The sequence below is a fragment of the Pseudonocardia sp. GCM10023141 genome, assembly GCF_042653605.1.
The window spans coordinates 166,962-191,837 of the sequence record NZ_JBHSIR010000035.1 but is presented as its reverse complement, the minus strand read 5'-3'; the positions used below and the strand labels follow the sequence as shown (position 1 = coordinate 191,837).

25 protein-coding genes are annotated in these 24,876 nt (G+C 71.1%); 4 read left to right on the top strand and 21 right to left on the bottom strand.

What is annotated here, in order from left to right; translation table 11 throughout:
- Window positions 1–5: 5 nt before the first annotated feature.
- The 12 genes from hypB to ACFPFQ_RS21135 all read right to left on the bottom strand — a co-directional run bounded on the left by hypB (window position 6) and on the right by ACFPFQ_RS21135 (window position 10,396).
- The gene (hypB, locus tag ACFPFQ_RS21190; RefSeq protein ID WP_379621412.1) at window positions 6–791 is read right to left on the bottom strand and encodes a hydrogenase nickel incorporation protein HypB; all 786 of its coding nucleotides are present in this window, start codon (window positions 789–791) and stop codon (window positions 6–8) included.
- Entirely contained in the window at window positions 746–1,126 is a 381-nt protein-coding gene (locus ACFPFQ_RS21185; protein WP_379621410.1) for a hydrogenase maturation nickel metallochaperone HypA, read from the bottom strand. Before ACFPFQ_RS21185 ends, hypB begins: the two co-directional genes overlap by 46 nt.
- Window positions 1,126–2,286 (bottom strand): hydrogenase expression/formation protein HypE, encoded by a 1,161-nt coding sequence (gene hypE / locus ACFPFQ_RS21180; protein WP_379621408.1) that lies wholly within the window; start codon window positions 2,284–2,286, stop codon window positions 1,126–1,128. Before hypE ends, ACFPFQ_RS21185 begins: the two co-directional genes overlap by 1 nt.
- Window positions 2,283–3,410 carry a hydrogenase formation protein HypD gene (gene hypD / locus ACFPFQ_RS21175; protein ID WP_379621406.1) on the bottom strand — a complete coding sequence of 376 codons (1,128 nt, stop codon included), beginning with the start codon at window positions 3,408–3,410 and terminating at the stop codon, window positions 2,283–2,285. The genes hypE and hypD overlap by 4 nt, the downstream gene beginning before the upstream one ends.
- 10 nt (window positions 3,411–3,420) lie before the next feature.
- The gene (locus ACFPFQ_RS21170) at window positions 3,421–3,705 is read right to left on the bottom strand and encodes a HypC/HybG/HupF family hydrogenase formation chaperone (RefSeq protein ID WP_379621404.1); all 285 of its coding nucleotides are present in this window, start codon (window positions 3,703–3,705) and stop codon (window positions 3,421–3,423) included.
- Between the two features lie 121 nt (window positions 3,706–3,826).
- The gene (locus ACFPFQ_RS21165) at window positions 3,827–4,327 is read right to left on the bottom strand and encodes a hydrogenase maturation protease (RefSeq protein ID WP_379621402.1); all 501 of its coding nucleotides are present in this window, start codon (window positions 4,325–4,327) and stop codon (window positions 3,827–3,829) included.
- Complete coding sequence (locus ACFPFQ_RS21160; RefSeq protein WP_379621400.1) at window positions 4,324–5,730, bottom strand: hypothetical protein; 1,407 nt, start codon at window positions 5,728–5,730, stop codon at window positions 4,324–4,326. Before ACFPFQ_RS21160 ends, ACFPFQ_RS21165 begins: the two co-directional genes overlap by 4 nt.
- On the bottom strand, window positions 5,723–6,352 hold the full coding sequence (locus ACFPFQ_RS21155) for a DUF6084 family protein (protein WP_379621398.1): 630 nt from the start codon (window positions 6,350–6,352) through the stop codon (window positions 5,723–5,725). The genes ACFPFQ_RS21160 and ACFPFQ_RS21155 overlap by 8 nt, the downstream gene beginning before the upstream one ends.
- Before the next feature lies 1 nt (window position 6,353).
- Window positions 6,354–7,004: a DUF5947 family protein gene (locus ACFPFQ_RS21150; protein WP_379621396.1), complete on the bottom strand. Its 651-nt coding sequence runs from the start codon at window positions 7,002–7,004 to the stop codon at window positions 6,354–6,356.
- A 1-nt stretch (window position 7,005) separates the two neighbouring features.
- Window positions 7,006–7,536, bottom strand: a complete 531-nt coding sequence (locus tag ACFPFQ_RS21145; RefSeq protein WP_379621394.1) for a hypothetical protein — start codon at window positions 7,534–7,536, stop codon at window positions 7,006–7,008.
- Window positions 7,536–9,344, bottom strand: coding sequence for a nickel-dependent hydrogenase large subunit (locus tag ACFPFQ_RS21140; protein WP_379621392.1), 1,809 nt, complete (start codon window positions 9,342–9,344; stop codon window positions 7,536–7,538). The genes ACFPFQ_RS21145 and ACFPFQ_RS21140 overlap by 1 nt, the downstream gene beginning before the upstream one ends.
- Before the next feature lie 5 nt (window positions 9,345–9,349).
- Window positions 9,350–10,396 carry a hydrogenase expression protein HypE gene (locus tag ACFPFQ_RS21135; RefSeq protein ID WP_379621390.1) on the bottom strand — a complete coding sequence of 349 codons (1,047 nt, stop codon included), beginning with the start codon at window positions 10,394–10,396 and terminating at the stop codon, window positions 9,350–9,352.
- Window positions 10,397–10,574: 178 nt separating this feature from the next.
- Here ACFPFQ_RS21135 and ACFPFQ_RS21130 point away from each other — a divergent pair, with 178 nt between their 5' ends.
- The gene (locus tag ACFPFQ_RS21130; RefSeq protein WP_379621388.1) at window positions 10,575–11,246 is read left to right on the top strand and encodes a FadR/GntR family transcriptional regulator; all 672 of its coding nucleotides are present in this window, start codon (window positions 10,575–10,577) and stop codon (window positions 11,244–11,246) included.
- Window positions 11,247–11,423: 177 nt separating this feature from the next.
- On the opposite strand, the gene ACFPFQ_RS21125 is transcribed toward ACFPFQ_RS21130, so the two are convergent.
- From ACFPFQ_RS21125 to ACFPFQ_RS21085, 9 genes are all read right to left on the bottom strand, one after another.
- Window positions 11,424–12,239, bottom strand: a complete 816-nt coding sequence (locus tag ACFPFQ_RS21125) for an amidohydrolase family protein (RefSeq protein ID WP_379621386.1) — start codon at window positions 12,237–12,239, stop codon at window positions 11,424–11,426.
- Window positions 12,236–13,177 carry an aldo/keto reductase gene (locus tag ACFPFQ_RS21120; protein WP_379621384.1) on the bottom strand — a complete coding sequence of 314 codons (942 nt, stop codon included), beginning with the start codon at window positions 13,175–13,177 and terminating at the stop codon, window positions 12,236–12,238. The genes ACFPFQ_RS21125 and ACFPFQ_RS21120 overlap by 4 nt, the downstream gene beginning before the upstream one ends.
- Window positions 13,178–13,200: 23 nt before the next feature.
- On the bottom strand, window positions 13,201–14,238 hold the full coding sequence (locus tag ACFPFQ_RS21115; protein ID WP_379621382.1) for an ABC transporter permease: 1,038 nt from the start codon (window positions 14,236–14,238) through the stop codon (window positions 13,201–13,203).
- Complete coding sequence (locus tag ACFPFQ_RS21110) at window positions 14,235–15,740, bottom strand: sugar ABC transporter ATP-binding protein (RefSeq protein WP_379621380.1); 1,506 nt, start codon at window positions 15,738–15,740, stop codon at window positions 14,235–14,237. Before ACFPFQ_RS21110 ends, ACFPFQ_RS21115 begins: the two co-directional genes overlap by 4 nt.
- A gap of 94 nt (window positions 15,741–15,834) precedes the next feature.
- Window positions 15,835–16,887 (bottom strand): sugar ABC transporter substrate-binding protein, encoded by a 1,053-nt coding sequence (locus ACFPFQ_RS21105; protein WP_379621378.1) that lies wholly within the window; start codon window positions 16,885–16,887, stop codon window positions 15,835–15,837.
- Window positions 16,888–16,912: 25 nt separating this feature from the next.
- Window positions 16,913–17,671: an SDR family NAD(P)-dependent oxidoreductase gene (locus tag ACFPFQ_RS21100; RefSeq protein ID WP_379621376.1), complete on the bottom strand. Its 759-nt coding sequence runs from the start codon at window positions 17,669–17,671 to the stop codon at window positions 16,913–16,915.
- On the bottom strand, window positions 17,668–19,005 hold the full coding sequence (locus ACFPFQ_RS21095; RefSeq protein ID WP_379621374.1) for an enolase C-terminal domain-like protein: 1,338 nt from the start codon (window positions 19,003–19,005) through the stop codon (window positions 17,668–17,670). Before ACFPFQ_RS21095 ends, ACFPFQ_RS21100 begins: the two co-directional genes overlap by 4 nt.
- Before the next feature lie 137 nt (window positions 19,006–19,142).
- Complete coding sequence (locus ACFPFQ_RS21090) at window positions 19,143–20,120, bottom strand: ArsR/SmtB family transcription factor (protein ID WP_379621372.1); 978 nt, start codon at window positions 20,118–20,120, stop codon at window positions 19,143–19,145.
- A 317-nt stretch (window positions 20,121–20,437) separates the two neighbouring features.
- Window positions 20,438–21,418 carry an N-acetylglucosamine kinase gene (locus ACFPFQ_RS21085; protein ID WP_379621370.1) on the bottom strand — a complete coding sequence of 327 codons (981 nt, stop codon included), beginning with the start codon at window positions 21,416–21,418 and terminating at the stop codon, window positions 20,438–20,440.
- A gap of 107 nt (window positions 21,419–21,525) precedes the next feature.
- Here ACFPFQ_RS21085 and ACFPFQ_RS21080 point away from each other — a divergent pair, with 107 nt between their 5' ends.
- From ACFPFQ_RS21080 to ngcE, 3 genes are all read left to right on the top strand, one after another.
- Window positions 21,526–22,470, top strand: a complete 945-nt coding sequence (locus tag ACFPFQ_RS21080; RefSeq protein ID WP_379621368.1) for a MurR/RpiR family transcriptional regulator — start codon at window positions 21,526–21,528, stop codon at window positions 22,468–22,470.
- Between the two features lie 68 nt (window positions 22,471–22,538).
- The gene (locus tag ACFPFQ_RS21075; protein WP_379621366.1) at window positions 22,539–23,339 is read left to right on the top strand and encodes a sugar isomerase domain-containing protein; all 801 of its coding nucleotides are present in this window, start codon (window positions 22,539–22,541) and stop codon (window positions 23,337–23,339) included.
- 100 nt (window positions 23,340–23,439) lie between these two features.
- Complete coding sequence (gene ngcE, locus ACFPFQ_RS21070; protein ID WP_379621364.1) at window positions 23,440–24,867, top strand: N-acetylglucosamine/diacetylchitobiose ABC transporter substrate-binding protein; 1,428 nt, start codon at window positions 23,440–23,442, stop codon at window positions 24,865–24,867.
- Window positions 24,868–24,876: the final 9 nt, after the last annotated feature.

Genomic DNA, 24,876 nt, shown 5'->3' with positions numbered 1-24,876 from the left:
GATCGTCACGTGCTCGGGTGTGCTCCCAGCCAGCGGTACCACCCGGCGAGACCGTCCCCGCGGGTCGCGGAGATCTCGAGCACCTCCACGCCCGGACGGGCCCGGCGGGCCCCGCTGACGAAGGCGTCCACATCGAACTCCACGTAGGGCAGCAGGTCCACCTTGGTGAGCAGCACGAGGTCGGCGGTGCGGAACATGTGCGGGTACTTGAGCGGCTTGTCGGCGCCCTCGGTCACCGACATGATCACGACGCGGGCGCTCTCGCCCAGGTCGAACAGGGCCGGGCACACCAGGTTGCCGACGTTCTCCACGAACAGCAGCGAGCCGGGCGCCGGTGCGAGCACGCGCAGTCCCTCGGCCACCATGTCGGCGTCGAGGTGGCATCCCGCGCCGGTGTTGATCTGCACCGCCCTGGCACCCGCCGCGCGGATGCGCTCGGCGTCCAGCAGCGTCTCCTGGTCACCCTCCAGGACGGTGCACGGCAGCTCGGCTCCGACGTCGCGGATGGTGCGTTCCAGCAGCGTCGTCTTGCCGGCGCCGGGGGAGCTCATGAGGTTGAGCGCCGTCACGCCCAGCTCGGCCAGCCGGGCGCGGTTGACCGCGGCGAGGTCGTCGTTCCTGGCCAGGATGTCGATCTCGAGCGCCACGGTCACGCCGGCGGCCGGGGTGTCGTGGTCGTGGGAATGCCCGTGGCCGTGCCCACCGTGGAGGTGTCCACCGTGGTCGTGCTGGACAGCCGGATCGATCACCCGGACCCCCGGCCCGTCGGAGCATCCGCAGGTTGCGCACATGCCGGGTCCACCTCCACTTCCTTGATGCGTAGTTCGGTGCCGCCCAGCACGGCGATGTCGGCGCTGTCGCAGGCGTCGCACAGCGGCAGCACCTCGCTGGTGGCGAAGTCGCTGCCGCAGCTGCGGCAGTGTGCGCGGCCGGGCGGCTCGTCGATCTCCAGCAGTGCGTGCTCGCAGGTGGTGCCCGCCGCCACCATCTCGAAGCAGAACCGGACGGCGTCGGGCACGAGGCCCGAGAGCTTGCCGATCTCCAGCCGGATCCGGCGCACCCGCGCCGTACCCATCCGCTGGGTGATGGTCGAGACGACCGTCTGGGTGATCGACAGCTCGTGCATCAGCAGATGCGGGGGAGCGGGTCCCCGACCAGCAGATCGACGATCCGGGTGCCCCCGAACGACGTGCGCAGCAGCACCAGCCCCGGCGGGTCGTCCTTGACGACGCCGATCGCGGCGGCGCCCTCGCCGAGCGGGTGCGCGTGCAGCGCCGCCAGCGCCGCGTCGGCGTGCTCCGGTGCGACGACGGCGACGAGCCGGCCCTCGCAGGCCACGTAGAGCGGGTCGATGCCGAGCAGCTCCGACGCCCCGTTGACGACCGGCCGGATCGGCAGCGACTTCTCGTCGAGCACCACCGCCACCCGCGACGCGACGGCCACCTCGTTGCAGATGGTGGCGACCCCGCCGCGGGTGGCGTCGCGCAGCAGCCGCACGCCGCCACCGGCCGCGTCGAGCAGGTTCGCGGTGATCTCGTGCAGCGCGGCGGTGTCGGACTCGATGTCGGCTTCGATGTCGAGCTCTCCGCGCGCGAGCATCACGGTGACGCCGTGGTCGCCGATCGGCCCGGACACGAGCACGACGTCGCCGGGCTGCGCGGCCGCAGCCGAGAGCACGACCTCGCGCTCCAGCACCCCGACGCCGGCGGTGTTGATGTAGCAGCCGTCGGCCTTGCCGCGCTCGACGACCTTGGTGTCGCCGGTGACGATCTGCACACCCGCGGCCCGCGCCGCGGCGGCCATCGAGGCCACGATCCGCTGCAGGTCCTCGACCGGGAAGCCCTCCTCCAGGATGAACCCGCAGGACAGGTACAGCGGCCGCGCCCCGCACATGGCGAGGTCGTTGACCGTGCCGTTGACAGCCAGGTCACCGATGTCACCGCCGGGGAAGAACAGGGGCGAGACGACGTAGGAGTCGGTGGTGAAGGCCAACCTGCCACCCGCTATCGAGAGCTGCGCCCCGTCCTCCAGCAGCTCCAACGTCGGGTTGCGGAACGCATCGAGGAACACCGCCTCGATCAGCGTCTGGGTGGCCTTGCCCCCGGCGCCGTGCGAGAGCGTGATCCGCTTCTCCTTGATCTTCGGCCTGCGGGCGCGCGCCTTCGCGATGCGGGCAAGCACCTGCTCCTCTCGGGTCAGGTGCTCGGCTCCGGCGTGGGCGGCGACGGCCTCCTCGGCCCAGTTGGCGCGCGTCGGGATCGACGCCCCGAGATCCTGTGTCGTCATGCGCGCGTCGCCTCCTTCACCCGGTCCCGGGTGAACCGGCCGAAGTTGTAGTACGCCGCGCATGCTCCCTCCGACGACACCATGCAGGTGCCGATCGGCGTCTCGGGCGTGCACGCGGTGCCGAACACCTTGCACTCCCAGGGTTTCAACACGCCCTTGAGCACCTCACCGCACTGGCACGCCTTGGGGTCGGCGACCCGCACCCCGGGCACGTCGAAGATCCGTTCGGCGTCGAACCGCGCGTAGCGCTCGTTGATCCGCAGCGCCGAGTGGGAGATGAAGCCCAGCCCGCGCCACTCGAAGTGCGGCCGCAGCTCCATGACCTCGGCGATCACCTGCAGCGCCTTGGTGTTGCCGTCCCACGGCACCACGCGGGCGTACTGGTTCTCCACCTCGCAGCGGCCCTCGGAGAGCTGCAGGAGCAACTGGTAGACCGACTGAAGGATGTCGAGCGGCTCGAAGCCCGCGCACACCAGCGGTTTGCCGGCGTCGCGCGCGATCCACTCGTACGGCTTGCACCCGATCACCGTGGAGACGTGGCCGGGGCCGATGAAGCCGTCGAGGCGCAGGTCGGGGGAGTCGAGGATCGCTTTGATCGCCGGGATGATCGTGACGTGGTTGCAGAAGACGGAGAAGTTGTCGAGGCTCTCGGCGGCGGCCCGCAGCACCGTCATCGCGGTGGACGGCGCGGTGGTCTCGAAGCCGATCGCCATGAACACCACGCGCTTGTCGGGGTTCTTGCGGGCGATCTTCAGCGCGTCCAGCGGCGAGTAGACCATCCGGATGTCGGAACCCGCGGCCTTGGAGTCGAAGAACGAGCCGCGCCCGCCGGGCACCCGCAGCATGTCGCCGAACGTGGTGAGGATGACGTCGTCGTGCTCGGCGATCGCGATCGCGTCGTCGAGGCGGCCCATCGGGATGACGCACACCGGGCAGCCCGGGCCGTGCACCAGCGACACCGTCTCGGGCAGGTAGTCCTCCAGCCCGTGCTTGTAGATGGTGTGCGTGTGGCCGCCGCACACCTCCATGAACTTGTAGTGCCGGCCCGGCTCGCACAGCGCGGCGATCTTCGTGGCCAGCACGCGGGCCATGCCCGCGTCACGGAACTCGTCAACGAACTTCATCGGAGACCCTTCACGTGATATCACTGGCGGCGAGGGCCTCCAGCTCGTCGGTGTAGGCATCACCGAGTCCGGTCAGGAAGTCCAGCGACGCCTTCGCCTCCTGCTCGTCGATCTTCGAGAGCGCGAAGCCGACGTGGATGAGGATCCACTCGCCGGGCACCAGGTCGAGCGTGCCGTCGTCCTCGCGCAGCAGCCCGATGTTCACCGCCCGCTTGACGCCCTCGACGCTGACCATCGCCAGGTCCTCATGGCCGGCCATCAGCTCGATCACTTCCCCGGGAATGCCCAAGCACATGGTTGCCCCTCCTACATTTCGCTGATGGCGCGGTAGCGGGCGATCTCGTCACGGGACTGGACGGCGAGGATCGCGGCCGTTGTGGCCGCGGCGAGCAGCACGAGTACGAGGAACTTGCGGATCATCGGTGGGCCCCTTCAGGTTCGGCGAGCGTGGGGAGGAGGTCGAGCACCGCGCGCACCGCGGGTTCGACCGCGGCCGCGACGGGCCGGGAGAGGCCGATCGCCTCGTCGAGCACGGCCGGTTCGCAGCCGACGACGAGCACGCGACCGACCGGCCGGGTGATGCCCATCGACGTGGCGAGGGTGTCGAGTTGGTCGAGCACCGACAGGGGATCCATGCCGTGCGCGTCGAACTGCGGCTCGCCGGTCCGGGGCGCGTCGAGATCGTGTTCGAGCGTGTAGAGCGTGCCGGGGGCGCTGCCGCGCTGGAGCGCGTCGATGATCACGAGGGCGTCGTAACCGTCGAGCAGCTGGTAGGCCAGGTGCATGCCGCGGATGCCGGTGTCGACGAGCTCCACGTCCGGCGGCAGCTCAGCCGACCGCAGGGCGCGCAGCACCTCGACGCCGAACCCGTCGTCGGACAGGAACATGTTGCCGATGCCGGCGACCAGCACGGTCACAGCAGGGCCTCCAGCTCCGCGGGCCGGAAGTACCGGAAGCGGCCGTGGGCGAGCTGCATCTCCGCGCCCGGGTCACCGTCCACCGACACGGCGACGTGGACGCCGCCGTCGACGTCGTGCACCACGGCCTGGACGGTGGCGCGCATGCCGTCGAGGAAGCGGTCCTGGGCGTCGCTGGAGCGGCCGGGGCGCAGCAGCACGTGCGATCCCTTGTGCACCGCGATATCGCCGACCAGCACCGAGTCGGTGTCCGGATCGACCGACGCGTCCTGGCCCGGGTCCCACCACGGCTGCTGGGCAGGAGGGCGGGCCGCCGGGCTGTCGGATCCGAAGGCGGGGACCGCGGTCCCGAACACGCTGGTGTCGGTGCCCGGCGTGCTGAACGTCGGCACGGCCGGATCGTCGGGCTTCCCGAGCGGGCGCAACGACCGCACCGCGCCGTGGAGGCGCTCCAGGATCTCGGGCGGCATGGCGTCGACGGCGTCGATGATGTGGGCGGCGCGCGGGTCGGTGGCGCGGGCCTCGGCCTTCTCGGCGTCGGTGAGCACCAGCGTGCGCAACGTCAGGATCTCGTCGTTCTCCAGCCCGTCGAACAGGTTGATCGTGCTCTCGGGGGCCAGCTGCGGGTGGTCGGCGAGGATGATCGGGGACGACAGCAGCAGGTCGTCGCGATCGTCGGGGCCCGCGAGCACGGGCCAGGTGTGCTCGTTGACGCACTCCTCGGTGGCGGGCTCGGCCCACCGCGGGCCGTCGGTGAGCGACAGGAACGACGCCTGCTTCGCCGCGATCATGGTGTGCGCGGCGATGAGCGAGGTGCGCAGCACCTCCTCGCGCGGCGCGCCCGGTGCGCAGGCGGCGTCGTTGATCACGTCGAAGCGCAGGCGGTGCACGAGGTAGGGTCCGGGCAGGTCGACGGCGGTGAGCACGATGCGCCCGGTCAGCGCCCAGCTCTCCCGCTGGATCCGGCCGACGAGCGTGCCCGCGCCGTCGCGCAGCTCCTCGGTCTCGACGGCCGCCGGGAGGTCGATGGGCACCGTGATCCCGGTGAGCAGGTCGTCGACGGCCAGCACCGCGTCGACGGTGCGGGGCACGCCCTCCTCGAAGCACGTGTGCCGCACCCCGTCCACCAGCAGGTCGTCGACGGCGTGGCCGTCCAGCGTCAGCGGGGTGCGAGCCTGCAGCTGCAGGAACCGCAGCCGCAGCGTCAGCTCGGCGCCCGGCTTGGGCTCCAGCAGGCACTCGGTGCGGTTGGCGGTGGGTTCGGTGCCGTCGGACGCGGGCGTGAGCACGCCGAACTGCCAGCGCAACCGGTTCTTCTGCGCCGAGGCCCGGTACGGGTAGAGGAGGTAGCCCTCGAACAGCACGGCGTCGGCGACGGCGGCGATCTCGTCCAGGTCACTCACGTTCTGCCTCCTTCAACAGCTGCTCGAACGTGTCGTCCCAGGTGGGGATGACACGCTCGGAGCGGAAGGCCGACAGTGCGTCGAGCGTGTCGGTGCCGACGCGGATCCAGGCCGAGTTGGGGTAGTGGTCGTCCATCGCCGCGCGCCAGGTGGCGACCGGGAGGCGGAACGTCGCCTCCTCGTGCCAGGGCACCAGCCCGACCTGCACCCCGTCCGGTCCGGCGTAGTACATCGTGCCGGAGAACAGCATCAGCAACGCGATGTGACCTTCTGCCAGGCCATGGAAGTACTTGGTGGCCGCGATGTCGAGGTCGTAGGTGAGCGGTACGCGCACGGCCACGGTCGTCTCGCCGGTGAACCCGCCGACGGTCAGCCCGATCTCGGTGAGCTGCATCGGGTTGAGCGTGTCGCCCCAGCGCGACGGCTCGCCGAACAGGTCGACCAGCTTCGCGGACTCCACCGCGGTGTAGGTCCGCCCGCGCGGCTCGATCCGGATCTGCACGCGCAGCGCCACCGAGTGCACCCGCTGCCCGCTGTCCTCGCCGACCAACAGGTCGAACAGGAGCGTCGGCCCGGCCGCGTACGGCTCGGGCCGGGCCCCGGTGCAGGAGAACCGCAGCACCTCAGACCTCCGCGGCCGGACGCGGCAGGAGGGGACGGGCCTCGTCACGCAGCCCGTCGAAGAACGCGTCGATCTCGCGCCAGGCGTCCGCGCCGCCGTCGAAGCCGCGCCAGTGCATGCGCACCAGCCCGACCAGCCGGTAGCAGGCGTCGATGGGCACGAGCAGGCACTCGGCCGTTCCGTTCCCGGCCTTCTCGCGGCGCACCAGCAGCGCCTCGACGTCGGGTTCCAGCTCGGCAGCCAGCCGCGCGGACCCGATCCCGGCGGCCCAGGCCTCCAGTTCGAGCTCGCTCTCGGTGGCCCCGGCCGGGCTCGGGTAGCAGGCGATCATCTTCTGCTGCGCGGAGTTGTGCAGGAAGAACGCCATCCCGACGGGGATCTGCAGCTCGTCCCACTGCGCGTCGCTGAGCCGGAAGCCGGGATCGGACAGGTAGCGGTCCGGGACGCGGCGGTACCCGCCCCCACCCGCGCCGGGGTTGGAGAACAGGAAGCCGCACGGCCCGCAGGCGCACAGCATCTTGCGCTCCGCCACCTGCACCAGGTGCGGGTGCAGCGACGGGATCGGGGTGGCGCAGAGCTCGCAGCGCTCCGGCACCGGTTCCTGGTTGGTGGGTTCGACCAGGAACCGGCGGAGGCCCCCTAGTGACGTCACGTCAGCTGACCTTCTCCTGGGGCCGCACCCCGATCTGCAGCAGCGTCGGCGCGGCGGGCGCGGCGTCGAACACCACCCCGGCAACCTCCGGCGCCAGCTCGCTGATCGAGGCGGACACCAGGTCCTTGATGGTGTCCATCCCGCAACCGCCACCGGCCACCAGCACGTGCACCATCCCGTCGGCGTCGAGGCCACCGAGGGTGACGCCCGAGCCGTGCGAGCCCAGCTTGCGCCGCGCGGCGTCCATGGCGTGACCGAGCCGCTGCTCGACGGGGACGGGGTGCAGGTCGTGCAGCGCCAGCAACCCCGCCACCAGCGGATCGGCCGCCATCCGGTGCACGATCGTCTCGCCAGCACCGGCCTTGACGATGGCCACCATCTGCTCGATGCCGGAGCCGTAGAACTTCATCAGCACCCGGACGAGCTCTTCCGCGGCGTGCCCGACGGCGGGTCCGCCGTCGGCCGTGATGCCCTCCAGTAGCTCCTCGATCCGGCCGGCCAGCCCCTGCGGGTCCAGGTCGGTGGATGCCATCAGATGTTGTTCAACATCGACGGTGACGTCATGCGGTGCAACGGTTTCCCGTCCCCCTTGTACATGTGCACACCACACGGCAGGCACGGGTCGAAGCTGCGGACGGCCCGCATGATGTCGATGCCCTTGAAGTCGTCGCCGCGGCTCTCCTCGAAGATCGGCGTGTTCTGCACGGCGTCCTCGTAGGGGCCGGGCGTGCCGTAGGAGTCGCGGACGCTGCCGTTCCACGGCGTCGGCGGGTACGGGTGGTAGTTCGCGATCTTGCCGCCGCGGATGACCATGTGGTGGCTCAGCACGCCGCGGACCGCCTCGGTGAAGCCAACGCTGATCGACTCGTCCGGGACCACGAACTTCTCCCACGTCTTCGTGTGGCCGGCGCGGACCTCGGCGAGCGCCTTCTCGATGAAATGCAGCGCGCACCCGGCCGCGTAGGCCTGGAAGTAGGTGCGGGCGCGGTTGCGCTCGATCGCGTTGGAGAGCGGCTTGCCCTCCTTGTCGTGCGGGATCTTCCACTCGAAGCTGACTTCGGGCTTGAGGATCGTCCGCGGCAGGTTGATCTTGACGCTGTGCCCGGTGGCCTCGATCTCGTCGATGTGGACGAGACCGCCGAGCGCCGTGGCCCACAGCCGGGCGAGCGGGCCGCCGCCGGTGTCGAGCGCGAGGTGGTCCTTGCCGTCGAACCAGCGCGGCGACATCGTCCAGCTGTACTTGTCGTCGAAGTCGCGCTTCTGCGGGGCCGGGATCGTGTGCTGGTTCCAGGGGTGGCGGCGGTCGACCTTGTTGCCGAGCGGGTCGTGCGTCGCGAACATCTCCTGGTCTTCCCAGTCCCGGTAGAACGAGCTGCCGAGCAGGATCCGGATCCCCAGGTTGATCTCGACCAGGTCGTTGGTGACGAGCTTGCCGTCGACGACGATGCCGGGCGTCACGAACATCTTGCGACCCCAGCCGGTCATCGTCCGGTACTGGAAGTCGCAGTGGTCGGGGTCGTTGAAGGCGCCCCAGCAGTTGAGCAGGACGCGGCGGCGCCCGACCTCCTCGTAGCCGGGCAGTGCCTCGTACATGAAGTCGAACAGGTCGTCGTGCATCGGCAGGCAGCGCTTCATGAACTCGACGTAGCGCATGAGGCGCGTGTAGTAGTCGGTGAAGAGCTGGATGGTGGCCACGGTGCCGACGCCGCCCGGGTAGAGCGTGGACGGGTGCACGTGGCGCCCCTCCATCAGGCAGAACATCTCGCGCGTGTACCGGCTGACCTGCAGCGCCTCGCGGTAGAACTCGCCGCTGAACGGGTTGAGGGCCCGCATGATGTCGCCGATGGTCTTGTAGCCGTGTGCCGCGCCCTGGGGCGCCTCGGTGCGGTTGGCCAGCTCGAGCACACCCGGGTTGGTCTCCGCGATCATGCGCTCGCAGTAGTCCACCCCGACCAGGTTCTCCTGGAAGATGTTGTGGTCGAACATGTACTCGGCGGCCTCGCCGAGGTTGATGATCCACTCGGCGAGGTGCGGCGGGCGCACCCCGTAGGCCATGTTCTGGTTGTAGACCGAGCACGTCGCGTGGTTGTCACCGCAGATGCCGCAGATGCGGCTCGTGATGAAGTGCGCGTCGCGCGGGTCCTTGCCCTTCATGAAGATCGAGTAGCCGCGGAAGATCGAGGACGTCGAGTGGCACTCGACCACCTTCTTCTGCGGGAAATCGATCTTCGTGTAGATCCCGAGGCTGCCGACGATCCGGGTGATCGGATCCCACGCCATCTCGGTGAGGCCGGCCTTGTCGGTGCTCGGCGTCGAGGCCTTGGGCTGCGTTGTGGTCATGGGAGTTACCAGGCCTTCTTGTAGCCGGTGGTCAGCTCGCGGCCGTTCTGGCGCCAGGCCGGTTCCTTGTCGAGCTTGCGCTCGGTGATCTTGCGCAGCCTGCGGATGACGCTGCCGTAGATGCCGCTGGCCGTGCCGGAGACGCGGCTGCCGGGCGGGGCGTCCATGAAGGGCATGAACTTGTCGGGGAAGCCGGGCATCGTGCAGCCGATGCAGATGCCGCCGACGTTCGGGCAGCCGCCCACGCCGTTGATCCAGCCGCGCTTGGGCACGTTGCACTTCACGACCGGACCCCAGCAGCCGAGCTTCACCAGGCACTTGGGCGAGCCGTACTCGGTGGCGAACTGGCCCTCCTCGTAGTAGCCGCCGCGGTCGCAACCCTCGTGCACGGTGTTGCCGAACAGCCACTTCGGGCGCAGGGCCTCGTCGAGCGGAATCATCGGAGCGACGCCGGCGGCCTGGTAGAGCAGATACAGGATCGTCTCGGAGAGGTTGTCGGGGTGGGTCGGGCAGCCGGGCACGCAGACGATCGGGATGCCGGCCTTCGACTTCCAGTTCCAGCCGAGGTAGTCGGGCACGCCCATGGCGCCCGTCGGGTTGCCGGCCATGGCGTGGATGCCGCCGTAGGTGGCGCAGGTGCCGACGGCGAGCACCACGAGTGCCCGCGGCGCGAGCCGGTCGAGCCACTCGCTCGTGGTCATGGGCTGGCCGGTCTCGGGGTTGTTGCCGAACCCGGACCAGTACCCCTCCGGCTTGATCTTCTCGTTGGGGATGGACCCCTCGACGACCAGCACGAACGGCTCGAGCTCGCCGCGTTCGGCCTTGAAGAACCACTCGATGAAGTCGTTGTTGCCGCCCACCGGGCCGTTGTCGAAGTCGATCAACGGCCAGTGCACCGCGACCTTCGGCAGGCCGGGAAGGGCGCCGAGCGCGATCTCCTCGATGCTCGGCTGGGTGGCGGCGGTGAGCGCCACGGAGTCGCCGTCGCAACTGAGCCCCGCGTTGATCCACAAGATGTGGACGACGGGTTCTTCCTGGTCCGGTGCTGACATCGGTGTCGCCCCTCGTGACCCTGCTTGCGGGCAGGGTCGTGCCGGCTGTGGTGGAGATCACCTTTCTAGCGGTGTTCGGCCGTGCGGAGTAAGTGAGCGCGACACCTACGGCAACCGCGGTCATACCTGCGGCGGCGGGTTACGCTCGGGGCCAGACATCCGATGTCCGGGAGGACAGATGCCGGTCACCGACGAGGCGATCGAGAAGATCAAGGCGATGATCGTGTCCGGGGAGCTGGCGCCCGGAGCGCGGTTGCCGCGCGAGGCCGATCTCGCCGAGCGGCTGGGCCTGTCGCGCAACTCGTTGCGGGAGGCCGTCAAGGCGCTCTCGCTCATCCGCGTGCTCGACGTCCGGCAGGGCGACGGCACCTACGTCACGAGCCTCGACCCGGACCTCCTGCTCGACGCGATGAGCTTCGTCGTCGACTTCCACCGCGACGACACGGTGCTGGAATTCTTCGAGGTCCGGCGCATCCTCGAACCGGCCGCCACCGCGATGGCCGCGCTCACCATGACCGACGAGCAGATCGCCGGGCTGCGCGCGGTGCTCGCCGAACTCGACCCCGAACCCGACGTCGAGGCGCTGGTGGCCAACGACCTCGAGTTCCACCGCCGGGTCGCCGCCGGCAGCGGCAACACCGTGCTCTGCTCGCTGATCGACGGCCTGTCGGGCCCCACCACCCGGGCCCGGATCTGGCGCGGCCTCACGCAGGAGGGGGCCGTGGCCCGCACGATCGAGCAGCACGGCGCCATCTGCGACGCCATCGCCGCCCGGCAGCCCGAGCTGGCGCGCTCCTGGGCCACCATCCACGTGGCCGGGGTGGAGGAGTGGTTGCGCAGCGCGTTGTAGCTCTGCTGCGCCGCGGGGTGTGCGGTTCGGATCGGTCGAGTCGGTCGTCGCGTCGCTGCCACATGGAACCTCGTGGCTGCTGCGGGACGGGTTCGGGGTGCCGCCCTACCGGTATCGGCCCGCCGGAAGATGACTCGGCCCGCCGGAAGATGAATGGGCCCGCCGGAGGAGGCGGACCTACAGCGCGTAGACCCGCTCCGCCGTCGTTCCCAGCACCGCGGCGCGCTCCGCCCCGGTGAGCTGCTCGAGGAACACCCGCGTCGTCTCCCACACCGCCGGGTAGCCGCCCGCCAGCTCGCAGACGGGCCAGTCGGAGCCGAACATCACCCGGTCCGGCCCGAACGACAGCAGTACCTGCTCCGCATAGGGCCGCAGCGCGGCCGCGTCGGCCCCGGGGGCGGCCTCGGTGAGCAGCCCCGAGAGCTTGCACGTCACGTTCGGCAGCATCGCGAGCTCCGCGATCCACGACGCCCACGGCTCCCACTCGCCGTCGCGGATCGCGGGCTTGCCGGCGTGGTCCAGCACGAACGCGACGTCGGGGGAGTTGCGGGCCGCCACCAGCGCCGCCTCGCGCTGCGGGCCGCGCACCAGCAGGTCGTAGACCAGTCCCCGGCTCGCGACTGCCGCCAGGCCGCGCCCGACGTCGGGACGGGCCAGCCAGCCCGCATCGGGCTCGTCCTGGGCGAGGTGGCGGATCCCGGCCAGGCGTCCGAGCCGGGACCGGAGCCGGTCCAGCTCGTCGCCGATCCCCGCTGCTGTGAGATCGGCCCAGCCGACCACAGCGACCACCGGCGCCGGAACGGCCAGCAGCCGCTCGGTCTCGGCCGTGGTGTTCAGGGTCTGCACCAGCACCGTCGCCGTGATCTCCGCGGGAGCGACCGCGCGCAGGTCCGCCGCGGTGTAGACCCGCCGGATCCCGCCGAGCGCCGGGTCGTCGAGCCAGGACTGGCCCTCGTCAGCGGGATCCCAGACGTGGTGGTGGGCATCGATCACGCGACCAGCCCCAGCTCGGTGAGCTCGGCCCACAGCGCATCGGGCACGTCGACGGCGTCGGCCGCCGTGTTGGCGGCCACCTCGGCGGCGGTGCGCGCGCCGATCAGCACTGTCGCGACCTCGGGCCGGTTCTGGACGAACGCGATCGCCGCCGCGGGCAGCGTGACGCCGTGGCGGTGGCAGACCTCGCGGATCGCCAGTGCCCGGTCGCGGATCTCGGCGGGAGCGGGGGAGTAGTTGTAGGTGGTCTGCTCGGGCGGGTCGTCGGTTGCCAGCACGCCACTGTTGAACACCCCCGCCGCGATCACCGAGACGCCGCGCTCGGCGCACGCCGGCAGCAGGTCCAGCGCCGCGCTCTGGTCCAGCAGCGTGTAGCGCCCGGCCAGCAGCACCGCGTCCACCTCGGTCTCGGTGACGAACTTGGTCAGCATCGCCGACTGGTTCATGCCCGCGCCGATCGCGCCGATCACGCCCTGGCTGCGCAGCTCGTGCAGCGCCGGGTAGGCCTGCCCGACGGCGGCTTCCCAGTGGTCGTCGGGGTCGTGGATCAGCACCAGGTCCACGCGGTCGAGCCCGAGCCGCTGCAGGCTGTCGTCGAGGCTGCGGCGGACGCCGTCGGCGGAGAAGTCCCAGACGCGGCGCATGTCGGCCGGCACCTCGAAGCCGCCGTCGACGTCACGTCGCGACGCCCCGTCCGGATCGGGCACGAGCAGCCGTCCGACCTTGGTGGAGATCGTGAACTCGGCCCGCGGCTTCCCGGCGAGCACGCGACCCATCCGACGTTCGCCGAGGCCGAGCCCGTAGTGCGGCGCGGTGTCGAAGAACCGCACGCCGGAGCGCCAGGCCTGCTCGACGGTGGCGTCCGAGTCGGCGTCGCTGACCTCCGCGTACAGGTTGGCCAGCGCGGCGCCGCCCAGCCCGATCGGGCTGACCGACACCGATGAACGTCCGAGCTGTGTCACTAGTCCTGCGCCTTACCACTGGTCAGCCGCGCCAGCACCAACGCGACGAGAATGACGATGCCGTTGACGGCCTGGATCTGGTCGGCCTTCACCTGCGCGAGCGTCAGCACGTTCTGGATCAGGCCCAGCAGCACCACACCACACAGCGCGCCGAACAGCGACCCCTTGCCGCCGTCGAGCGAGATCCCACCGATCACCGCGGCCGCGAAGACGGTGAAGATCATGCCGCTGCCCTGTGCCGCGGCCACCGAGCCGAGCCGGGCCGACAGCATCAGGCCGGCGAGGGCGGCGAGTGCACCCGCCACGATCAGCGTCAGCCAGACCACCCGCTCCACGCGGATGCCGGCGGCGCGGGCGGCGTCCGGGTTGCCGCCCACGGCGTAGAGCGAGCGTCCGACGCGGGTGTAGCCGAGCACCACGATGCCCACCCCGAACGCCACGACGACGATCCAGATCGCCACCGGGATGCCGATGAACCGGATGCTGCCCAGGTCGTCGACGACCGGGATCTTGTTGGCCAGGTCGGAGATCGTCGCGCCGCCGACGATGGCCAGCTGCAGGCCGCGCAACGCGATGAGCATGGCGAGGGTGACGATGAACGCCGACAGCTTGAACCGCACGATCAGCAGCCCGTTGAACGCGCCGATCAGGGCGCCGAAGACGATCGTGACCGGCAGCACCGTCCAGGTCGGCCACGGGGCGCCGAGGAACGAGGTGTCGCCGACGACCATGAACACGGCCACCGCGGGCGCGATGCCGACGACCGACTCCAGCGACAGGTCGAACTTGCCGACGATCAGCACCAGCGCCTCGGCGAGCACCACCAGCGCGAGCTCCGACTGGTACTTGAGCACCGTGTCGACCAGGTAGGACTGCGACAGGAACACATCGGGCTTGAGCAGGTAGCCCACGATCAGCAGCGCGATGATCGGCGGGATCAGCGCCAGGTCACGCAGCCGGGCCAGGCGCAATCGGCGCGGGGCAGGCCTGTCCTCGGCCGGGGCCGCGCGCGGGGTATCGGTGAGCGGTTCGGTCATGACGCTTCCCCCTGGATGCCCTCGATCTCGGCAACGAGGTCGGCCTCGCGCCAGCCGCGCAGGTGCTCGGCGACGATCCGCCCGCCGACCATCACCACCACGCGGTCACACACCCGCAGGTCGTCGATCTCGTCGGAGACCAGCAGCACGGCCCGGTCCCGCTCGGTCTCCGCGTCGACGGCGCCGAGCAGCGACTCCTTGGACCGCACGTCGACGCCCGCCGTGGGCTGCACGAGCACGAGTACGGCCGGGTCGCTCGCCAGCGCCCGCGCCATCACGACCTTCTGCGCGTTGCCGCCCGAGAGCTCGCCGACCGGCTGCGTCGGCCCGCTGGTGTGCACGTCCAGCTGCACGATCATCTCCCGGGCCCGCGCGTCCTGCCGCCGGGGGAGCACGAAACCGGCGGGCCCGAGCCGGTCGGCGATCGTCATCGTCGCGTTCTCCGCCACCGACAGCCCCGGGACGAAACCGTCGACGTTGCGGTCACCCGGCAGGTAGCCGATGCCGCTGCGCAGCGCCGCCGGTACGTCACCGGAGCGGATCGGCCTGCCGTCGACCGTGATCGTGCCCGTCCGCTGCGCCAGCCCGACCACTGCCTCGGCGAGCTGGCGCTTGCCACTCGCCGCCGACCCGGCGACGCCGACGATCTCGCCGCGACGCACCGTCAGGTCGACGGCGTCGAACGCGCCGTCCACGGCGACGCCGGACAGTTGCAGCGCGACGGGCGCATCGGCGGGCACGGACGGCCGGTGCGCGCCGACGTCGACGAGCCCGCGGGCCTCGCCCACCATCGCGGCCACCAGGTCGTCGCGGCTCAGGTCGGTGACGTTCGCATCGAGCACGTAGCGGGCGTCGCGGAACACCGTGACCCGCTGGCAGATCTCGTAGATCTCGGGCAGGTGATGCGAGATGTAGAGGAACGTGACGCCGTGGTCGCGCAGCCCGCGCAGGCGGTCGAACAGCCGCGTGATCGCGCGGCCCTCCAGCTGCGCGGTGGGCTCGTCGAGGATCACGAAGCGGGCGCCGAGCGACAGCGCGCCGGCGATCTCGACGAGCTGGCGCTGCTCCACCGACAGCTCGCGCGCGGGGGTGTCCGGATCGACGTGCACGGCCCACTCGTCGAGCAGCTGCGCCGCCCGGCTGCGCAGCAGCTTCGGCGAGAGCAGCCCGAACCGGCCGCGGGGCTGGCGGTGCAGGAACAGGTTCTCGGCGACGGAGAGCTCCGGCACCACCGATGGCTTCTGGTAGACGCAGGCGACGTGGCGGCGCCAGGCCGCGCGGTCACCGGGGTCGGGGGCCGGTTCGCCGTTGAAGGTGACGGAGCCGGAGTCGGCGCGCAGGAGTCCGGTGAGGACACCGACGAGCGTCGACTTTCCGGCGCCGTTGCGCCCGACGAGCGCGTGGGTCTCCCCGGGTGCGACCGTGAGGCTGCCGTCGGCCAGCGCCACGGTGGCCCCGAACCGCTTGGTGACGCCCACGGCCTGGGCGACGGGTGTGGTCACGAGGAAGTGCCCTCCGGGTCGTACGGGTTTGCAGGAAAGCCACCTTGCTGCAACGACGTTGCGGGAAAGTGGCTTTCCTGCAATGAGGTGGCTGCTAGCCCGCCGCGTTCCCCCACAGCGCCTTGTCGTCCACGTTGTCCTTGGTCACCAGCGGAGCGGGGAGCTGGTCCTCGAAACCGTTGGGGAGCGCGACGATCGTGGAGTTGTGGTCGCTCGGGCCCGCCACGGGTGTGACGCCGGCGAGCGCCTGCTTGGCCCAGTAGAGGCCGTACTGCGCGTACTGGTCGGCGGGCTGGGAGACCGTGGCGTCGATCTGACCGGCGCGGATCGCCGCGAACTCCTGCGGGATGCCGTCGTTGGAGACGACGAAGATGTGCTTCGGGTCGGTCGGAGGCACGATCAGGTTGCGCTGCTTGAGCACCTGCAGCGTCGGGTCCAGGAACACCCCGCCCGCCTGCATGTAGATGCCCTTGATGTCGGGGTCGGTGGACAGGCGGGTCTCCAGCGCGCTCTGCGCCTTGGTGCCCTCCCACTCGGTGGGCTCCTCGAACACCGTGATGGCGGGGTACCTCGCCGTCATGCACTGCTTGAAGGCCTCGGAGCGGTCCCGGCCGTTGATCGACGACAGCGCGCCCTGGAACTCGACGATCTTGCCCTTGCCGCCCAGCTTCTCGCCGAGGAACTCGCACGCCTTCTGCCCGTAGGCCCGGTTGTCGGCGCGCACCACCATGTAGACCTTGCCGGCGTCGGGCCGCGTGTCGACGCTGACCACCGGGATCTTCTTGCCGGCCAGCTCGTCGAGCTTCGGGCCGATCGCGCCGGTGTCCTGCGGGGCGATCACCAGCGCGCCCGAGCCCTGCGTGACCAGGCTGTCGACGTTGGCGATGAGCTTCTGCACGTCGTTCTGCGAGTTGGTGGTGCCCGACAGCGTGACGCCGAGCTCGGTCGCCTTCTGCGGGATGTACTTGGCGTAGGCGTTCCAGAAGTCGGAGTCGGCGCGGGGGAGGTCCACGCCGATCGTCTTCGCGCCGCTCCCGCCGCCGGGCGCGGCCCCCGTGCCGCCGGGTGTGTCCTTGCTGCAGGCGGCCATGGTCAGCACGAGCGTTGTCGCGGCGAGTGTGCCGACGACGCGCCGGATCGCGATCATCGTTGATCTCCTTGGATGGCGGGTCTCAGTTGCGTGGACGCAGGCGCAGGCCCTGCATGCCACCGTCGACGGCGAGGACCGTGCCGGTGGTGGATCCGGCGAGCGGGCTCGCCAGGTAGGCGATGGCCGCGGCCACCTCGGGCGCCGACACGAGCCGGCCCATCGGTTGGCGGGCCGCCAGCGCGGCCCGTTCCGCGGCCGGATCGGTGGCCGCGTCGAGCAGCCGGCCCACCCACGGGGTGTCGGCCGTGCCCGGGTTGACGCAGTTGACGCGGATGCCCTCGCCGACGTGGTCGGCCGCCATCGCCAACGTCAACGACTGCACGGCACCCTTGCTGGCGCTGTAGAGCGCCCGCTGCGGCAGCCCGGCCGTCGCCGCGATCGAGCAGGTGTTGACGATCGAGGCGACCTTCGATCGGCGCAAGTGCGGCAGCACCGCCCTGGCCAGGCGCACTATGCCGAGCACGTTGACGTCGAGGACGCGCTGCCACTCCTCGATCGGGTTGGTCTCGACGGTGCCCTGCGCACCGATCCCGGCGTTGTTGACCAGGATGTCGATGCCGCCCAGCCGCTCGACGACCGTCGTGATCGCCGCGTCCACCGACGCCTGGTCGGTGACGTCCGCGGTGACGCCGAGCAGCGGTTCGCCCGCCCCGGACGGGTCGAGGTCCAGGCACGCCACCCGCGCGCCGCGCTGAGCCAGCAGCTGCGCGGTGGCCAGCCCGATGCCGGACCCGCCGCCGCTGACCACGGCCGTGAGCCCGCTCAGCTCGCCCTCGCTCACGCGTCGCCCTCCGTGCTGCCCGCCCACTCGGCGCCGTCCGGGAACCTGAACGTCGCGAGGGACTTCTCGTGCATCTGACCGCTTCCGCCCGGGGCCGTCGGCGCGTGGTAGCGGCCACCGGTGACGACCACCGGGTCGACGAAGTGCTCGTGCAGGTGATCCACGTACTCGATCACCCGGTCGTCGAGGGACCCGGACACGGCGACGAAGTCGAACATCGCCAGGTGCTGCACCAGCTCGCAGAGCCCGACGCCGCCGGCGTGCGGGCACACCGGCACCCCGAACTTGGCCGCCAGCAGCAGGATCGCGACGTTCTCGTTGACCCCGCCCACGCGGGCGGCGTCGATCTGCAGGTAGGACAGCGCCCCGGTCTGCAGCAGCTGCTTGAACACCACCCGGTTGGCCACGTGCTCGCCGGTGGCGACCTTCACCGGCGCGATGCCGCGCGCGATCGCGGCCAGCCCCAGCACGTCGTCGGGGCTGGTCGGCTCCTCCACCCACCACGGGTCGAACTCGGCGAGCTCACCCACCCAGGAGATGGCGTCGGCGACGTCCCAGCGCTGGTTGGCGTCCACCGCGATCCGGATGCCGTCGCCGACGGTCTCCCGCGCGATCCGCATGCGGCGCCGGTCGTCGTCGAGGTCGGCCCCGACCTTCAGCTTGATCTGGGTGAACCCGTCCTCGACGGCCTCGCGGCACAGCCTGCGCAGCTTGTCGTCGTCATAGCCGAGCCAACCCGGAGACGTCGTGTAGGCCGGGTAGCCGTCGGCGAGCAGCGCCCGCTGCCGCTGCGCGCGGCCCGGCTCGGCGGCGCGCAGGATCGCGAGCGCCTCGTCACGGGTCAGCGCGTCGGTGAGGTAGCGGAAGTCGACGAGGTCCACCAGCTCCTCCGGGGACAGCCCGGCGAGCAGCTGCCACAGCGGCTGCCCGGCCCGCTTGGCGCGCAGGTCCCACAGGGCGTTCACCACGGCGGAGATCGCCATGTGGATCACGCCCTTCTCGGGCCCGAGCCAGCGCAGCTGCGAGTCGTGCACCAGGTCCGTCCAGACCTGCCCGAGCCCGGCGAGCGTCGCCTCGAGCGGGCGACCGATGAGCATCGAGGAGACCGTGTCGATCGCCGCGGTCTGCACCTCGTTGCCGCGGCCGATGGTGAACGCGAACCCGTGACCGGCCAGGTCGTCGTCCGCGTCGGTCTCGATCACGACGTAGGCGGCCGAGTAGTCGGGGTCGGGGTTCATCGCGTCGGAGCCGTCGAGCTCCCGGGAGGTGGGAAACCGCACGTCCAGCGTGCGGACAGCGACGATCCTGGGGGTGGTCCGTGGTCCGGCTGTCATACCCATCCATTTCCGGCGTCAAGACATCGGATGTATGGGTCGTGTTTATACGGCGTCTTGTCGCCGGGTGCAACGGGCCTCGCGGCCGGACATCGGATCTGTGCCCTGTTTGCGACCGGGCGCTGGGGGAGCCGGCGTTACCGGGACCCGTCGTACAGGTCGAGCAGGCCGGCGCCGCGCTCGGTGCGGTTGATCAGGGTGCGCCTGCCCTCCCGCCTGCGTGCGACGAGGTCGGCGGCCACGAGCGCGTCGACCTGGTGGGTGGCCGCGCTCGCACCGACGCCGAGCCCGGCCGCGACCTGCGACATCGACCACTCGCCCTCCAGCATGCGCAGCAGGCCGGCCCGCATCGGCGTCAGCAGCGCGGCGAGGCCGCCGGGGTCGGGGGCGCGCAGTGCGCGGTCGGCGACGGGGTAGGCGAGCCAGATCATGTCCGGCCGTTCGAGGTTGCTGATGGACAGGTCGAGCTTGCTGAGCACCGGAGCGAGCACGACGACGCGGCCGGTGGCGTCGAGCTCGGTGCCCTCGGGATCGGGGAAGATCAGGGTGTTGTCCTCGACGCGCCCCCGTGGATGCGCCTCGGCCACCACCACGTCCATGGCCTGGCGGGCCGCCGCCGCACCCACCCGCTCGGCCTCGCGTGCCCGCAGTGGGTCCTCGCGGTGCCAGACGGGTTCCACCGCCGTCCACAGCGTGTCCAGCGCGTCGGCGACATCGCGCGCCCAGCGCTGGGGCGCATCGCTGATCCGCTCCCAGTGCGGTGGCAGGTGGCCACCGAACGTCTCGTCGAGGTCATGGCGCATGTCGTCGGCCGAGAGGCCCCGCAGGCGGTCGACCTCGGCGGCGACGTCGGTGTCGCGGCTCAGGTCCGACGGACTCAGGCAGTCGGGGCTCATGGAGCTCCCGGGCGCCACGATCCGCGAGATCGCCCGCAGCCCGCGCTCGGAGAACCGCCCGGCGACCCGCGCCGGACCCGTGTCCTGGCCGCGCAGCCGATCCCGCACCCCAGCGCAGGCCAGCGCCAACACGCTCGAGTACGGGTCGAACGTGACCCGCACCGCGGCGCGTGGATCGATGCGGATCCTGCTCTCGGCCTCTTGCCCCGCCTCAGTCATGATGCCTCCCCCGTCAGGCTCACTCGGCCGAAGCAGAGCGGTGCCTGCGTCGATCGTAGGTAACTCGTGGCGATGGGGTGAGGGGGAACCCCGCAGCATGCGGTCACCGGCAGGATGATCGGCCGGTTGATCGACGGAGCGTGACAGCACGAGCACTGCCGGATCTGCGAGATCCCCCTGTGCCCCGGGATCTCCCGGGGCTCCCGGATCCGCTGCCGCGGCCGGGTGCGCGGCTGCTGTCCGGCTCCAGGTGGTCCGGGTTGTGTGCTTCGGGCTGCCACAAGGTTCCCTGTAGCGCCACAGGCCGGAGCTCCCGATCATCCGATCACCACCCGGTGCAGCCCTGGATCCCGGGCGCCGGATCCGGTGCCCGGCCCGGCCAGCGCGAGCCAGGCCGCCGCACGGGCCGCATCCCCCGCCGTCGCGACGCAGCCGGGCCAGCGCTCCTCGAGCCGGGCCCGAACCAGTGCGGCCACCGGGTTGGCGCCGCCCGCGACGCTCCCGGCCAGCACGATCGGCGTGTTCTCGCCCGGTTCCCGGATCGCGACGACGTCGCTCACCAGGGCGTCCGCGGCCTCGTCGACGATACGCAGCGCCACCGCGTCCCCCGCGGAAGCGGCGGCGGTGACCAGCGGCGCGAGGCGCGCGAGCGCGATCGGCGGTGCGGCGTGCACGGCCTCGACAAGCCGCTCGATCGTGCCGGACCCGGGCCGGACGGGGCCCGTCGCCGGTGTCCCGAGCAGTTCACCGGTCACCGCGGGCAGCAGTGCCGTCGGGACCCGCCGCCCGTCGAGCGCGGCCAGCGCGGCCTGCACGGCTCGGCGGCCCAGCCAGAACCCCGATCCGGTGTCGCCCAGCAGCCAGCCGTGACCGTCCACCCCCGCGGCGTGGGTCCAGCCGGTGATCCGGGCCGCGACGGCGCCGGTCCCGGAGATCAGGACGGTGCCGCTCGGGTCCGGCGTGCCGGCGGCGAACGCCACGATCACGTCGCCCCGTACATCGGGTCGGCAGCCCAGTCCGAGCGTCGCGGCGAGCCCCGCGAGCTGCTCGGTCATCCGAGGTCTGCCCAGGGATCCGCCGCCCGCCATCCCGATGACCACCGCACGTACGTGCGCGGCGGGCAACCCGTTCAGCGCGGCGCCCAGGGCCCGTGCCATCGCGTCGAACGCCCGGTCCGGGGGGTGCGTGGTCGGGTTGCCGCCCGGGCCCTCCGCCGCGCCGAGCAGCCCTCCCGAGGCGTCGATGACCGCGGCGCGCGAGCGGCTGCCTCCGACATCCATGCCGACGAACGTGTCCATCGACCCTCCTTCCGGCAAGAAACTTCTTACCAGCGTCTTGACAGTTCACTCATCTCGGTGGAAATTTTCACCACTCCACCCAGGCTCGAAAGGTTGTGTTGGCGACGGTGACTGCGGCACAGGACCTCCCCGCCGAGGCGGGCAGCGGTCAGTTGCTCGTGCATCTGCGCAGCGTCCTGCCCGGCCTGACCGGTGCGCTGCGGCAGGTCGCCAACGTGATCCTGGAAGATCCGGGATGGGCGTCGCGGGCCACGATCGTGGAGCTCGGGGAGCGCAGCAACACCTCCCCGGCCACCGTCACCCGGTTCTGCCGCAGCCTCGGTGTCGCGGGGTACACCGAGCTGCGGGTCGGCATCGCCACCGAGATCGGGCGGGCCGTGCAGGCCGGCTGGGAGCTCGGCATCGGTGCCGACGTGGTGCCGACCGACCCGCTCGAACGCGTGCTCAAGACGCTGCTCGCCGTGGACCTGCAGGCCATGCACGAGACGGCGGCCGCGCTCGACCTGACCGCGCTCGACCGCGTCGTCGACATCATGGCGCAGGCCCGGCGCGTCGACTTCTACGCGATGGGTGGCAGCGCTGCCGTCGTGGAGGACATGCAGCTGCGGATGCACCGCATCGGCATCGCGTCCTGGACCTGGTCCGACGTGCACAACGGCCTCACCAGCGCGGTACTGCTGGGTCCGGGGGACGTCGCCATCGGGCTGTCGCACAGCGGGCGCACCACCGAGACCGTCGAGATGCTGGCCGCCGCGCGCAGCCGCGGTGCCACCACCGTCGCGATCACCAACTTCTCCACCTCGCCGGTGGCGGAGGTGGCCGACTACGTGCTGGGCACCTCGGTGCGGGAGACGTCCTTCCGGTCCGGCGCGATGTCGGCGCGGCACTCGCAGTTCCTGGTGCTCGACCTGCTCTACCTGGCCGTCGCGCAGCGCACCCACCAGCGCGCCACCGACGCCTTCGCCCGCACGGCGGACGCCGTCGCCACCCACCGCCTGCCGACCACGCCCCACTCGGCACCCCACGCGGCCCCGACACCGCCCCCGTACTAGATCCGCGTCCGTCACCCAACCCAGTACGCCACCAGCAGCACCGCCGAAGAGAGAACCGGAGTACCGACGTGCCCGACAGCACCACGCTCGACACCGCGATCCCGGCCTCGGGCGTCTCGGGGGCCGCGTTCGCGGGGATCGCCGAGCAGGCCGTGCGCACTGTGGCCGCCCAGCAGGCGGACGGGGTGCGAGCGGCTGCCGACCTGGTGGTCGAGGGCCTGCGCGCGGGAGGGGTCGTGCAGGCCTTCGGCACCGGCCACTCGCAGGCGTTCGCGATGGAGATCGCGGGGCGCGCGGGTGGGCTGGTGCCCACCAACATGATCGCCCTGCGCGACGTCGTCACGCTCGGCGGTGAGCCGCCCGCGGTGCTCTTCGGTGGGCCGGAGGGCGCGCACCTCGAGCGGGATCCCGCCGTCGCGCGCCGCATCTACGACCTCAACGCCCCGCAGCCCACCGACGTCTTCATGATGGCCTCCAACTCCGGTGGCAACGGCTCGGTCGTGGAGCTGGCCCGGGTCGTGAAGGAGCACGGGCACCCGCTCATCGCGGTCACCTCGCTGGCGCACACCACCCAGGTGACGTCGCGGCACCCGTCGGGGCTGCGCCTGTTCGAGATCGCCGACGTCGTGCTCGACAACGGCGCGCCCTACGGCGACGCGACCCTGTCCGCCGGCGGCGTCGCGGTCGGCGCCATCTCCTCGATCACGGCTGCGCTGCTCGCGCAGATGATCGTGGCCGAGGTCGTGGCCACCATGCTCGCCGCAGGCGAGACCCCACCGGTCTACCTCTCGGCGAACGTGCCGGAAGGCGATGCCCACAACACCGCGCTCGAAGCGCGCTACGCCGGGCGCATCCGGCGTTCCGCGTGAAGCCCCCGACCGCAGAATCCCCCAACGCAGAATCCCCCAACGCAGAATCCCCGAACGCAGCAACCAGTGATCGTGCACCCGTGATCCCAAGGAGGTCGTCATGAACCCCGGTTTGGACCGCAGGCAGTTCCTGCAGCGACTGGCGGCCGTCGGCCTGCTGGCAGTGCCCAGCGCCGCCGCACTGTCGGCCTGTGCCACCGGCGGCGGTGGCACAGCCGCTCCCGCCGCCACCGGCGGCGGCGCCAAGAGCGCCACCAACCCGTTCGGCGTGACCGCGGACGCCCCACTCGACGTCGTGGTCTTCAAGGGCGGCTACGGCGACGACTACGCCAAGGCCCACGAGGCCATGTACAACAAGACGTTCCCGAACTCGAAGATCACCCATACGGCCAGCACCCAGATCGGGCAGGAGCTGCAGCCGCGCTTCGTGGCCGGCAACCCGCCGGACGTCTTCGACGACTCGGGCGCGCAGCAGATCCCGTACAACACGCTGGTGTCGGCCAACCAGCTCGCCGACCTCGGGCCACTGCTCGACGCGCCGTCGGTCGACGACCCGAACGTCAAGGTGCGCGACACGCTGCTCCCCGGTGTCGTCGACCAGGGCACGTTCGGTGGCAAGTTCCTGGCGCTCAACTACGTCTACGCCGCCTTCCCGGTCTGGTACTCGAAGCCGCTGTTCGACAAGAACGGCTGGACTCCGCCCACCACGTGGGACGAGATGCTGGCGCTGTCGGAGAAGATCAAGGCGGCCGGCATCGCCCCGTTCGCCTACGGCGGTACCAACGCCTCGGACTACCTGCTCGACCTGAACCTCGGTGCGGCCGTCAAGCAGGGCGGCATCGACGTCATCAAGGCCATCGACAACCTGGAGCCGAACGCCTGGAAGCAGGCCCCGATCGTCACGGCGACCAAGGGCATCGAGGAGATGGTCAAGAAGGGCTACTTCATGGCCGGCTCCGAGGGCCTGAAGCACACCGAGGCGCAGACGGCCTGGGTGCAGGGCAAGGCGGCGTTCTACGTCTCCGGTTCCTGGCTCGAGAACGAGATGAAGGACATCTCGCCCCCCGACTTCACGATGACCGCGGCACCGATCCCGACCCTCGACGCGAGCTCCAAGATGCCGGCCAGCACCATCCGGACCCAGGCCGGTGAGGCGTTCATGGTGCCGGCCAAGGCGAAGAACGTGGCCGGTGGCCTGGAGTACCTGCGCATCATGCTGTCGAAGGACGGCGCCGGGAAGTTCGCCGACCTCACCGCGTCGACGCCGAGCATCAAGGGCTCCACCGACAAGGTCACCAAGAAGACCCCGGCGCTCGCCTCGATCTCGGACAAGCTGACCGCGGCCGGCGACAACGTCTTCAACTGGCACTTCCGCGAGTGGTACACCGCCTTCGCGCCCGGACCGGTGGTGACCGAGATGACGAACCTGCTGACCGGCCGCTACACCGCGGACGACTTCCTCAACAAGATGCAGGCGATCGCCGACAAGGTCGCCGCGGACCCCAGCGTCCCGAAGTACAAGCGCTGAGCTGGGGGG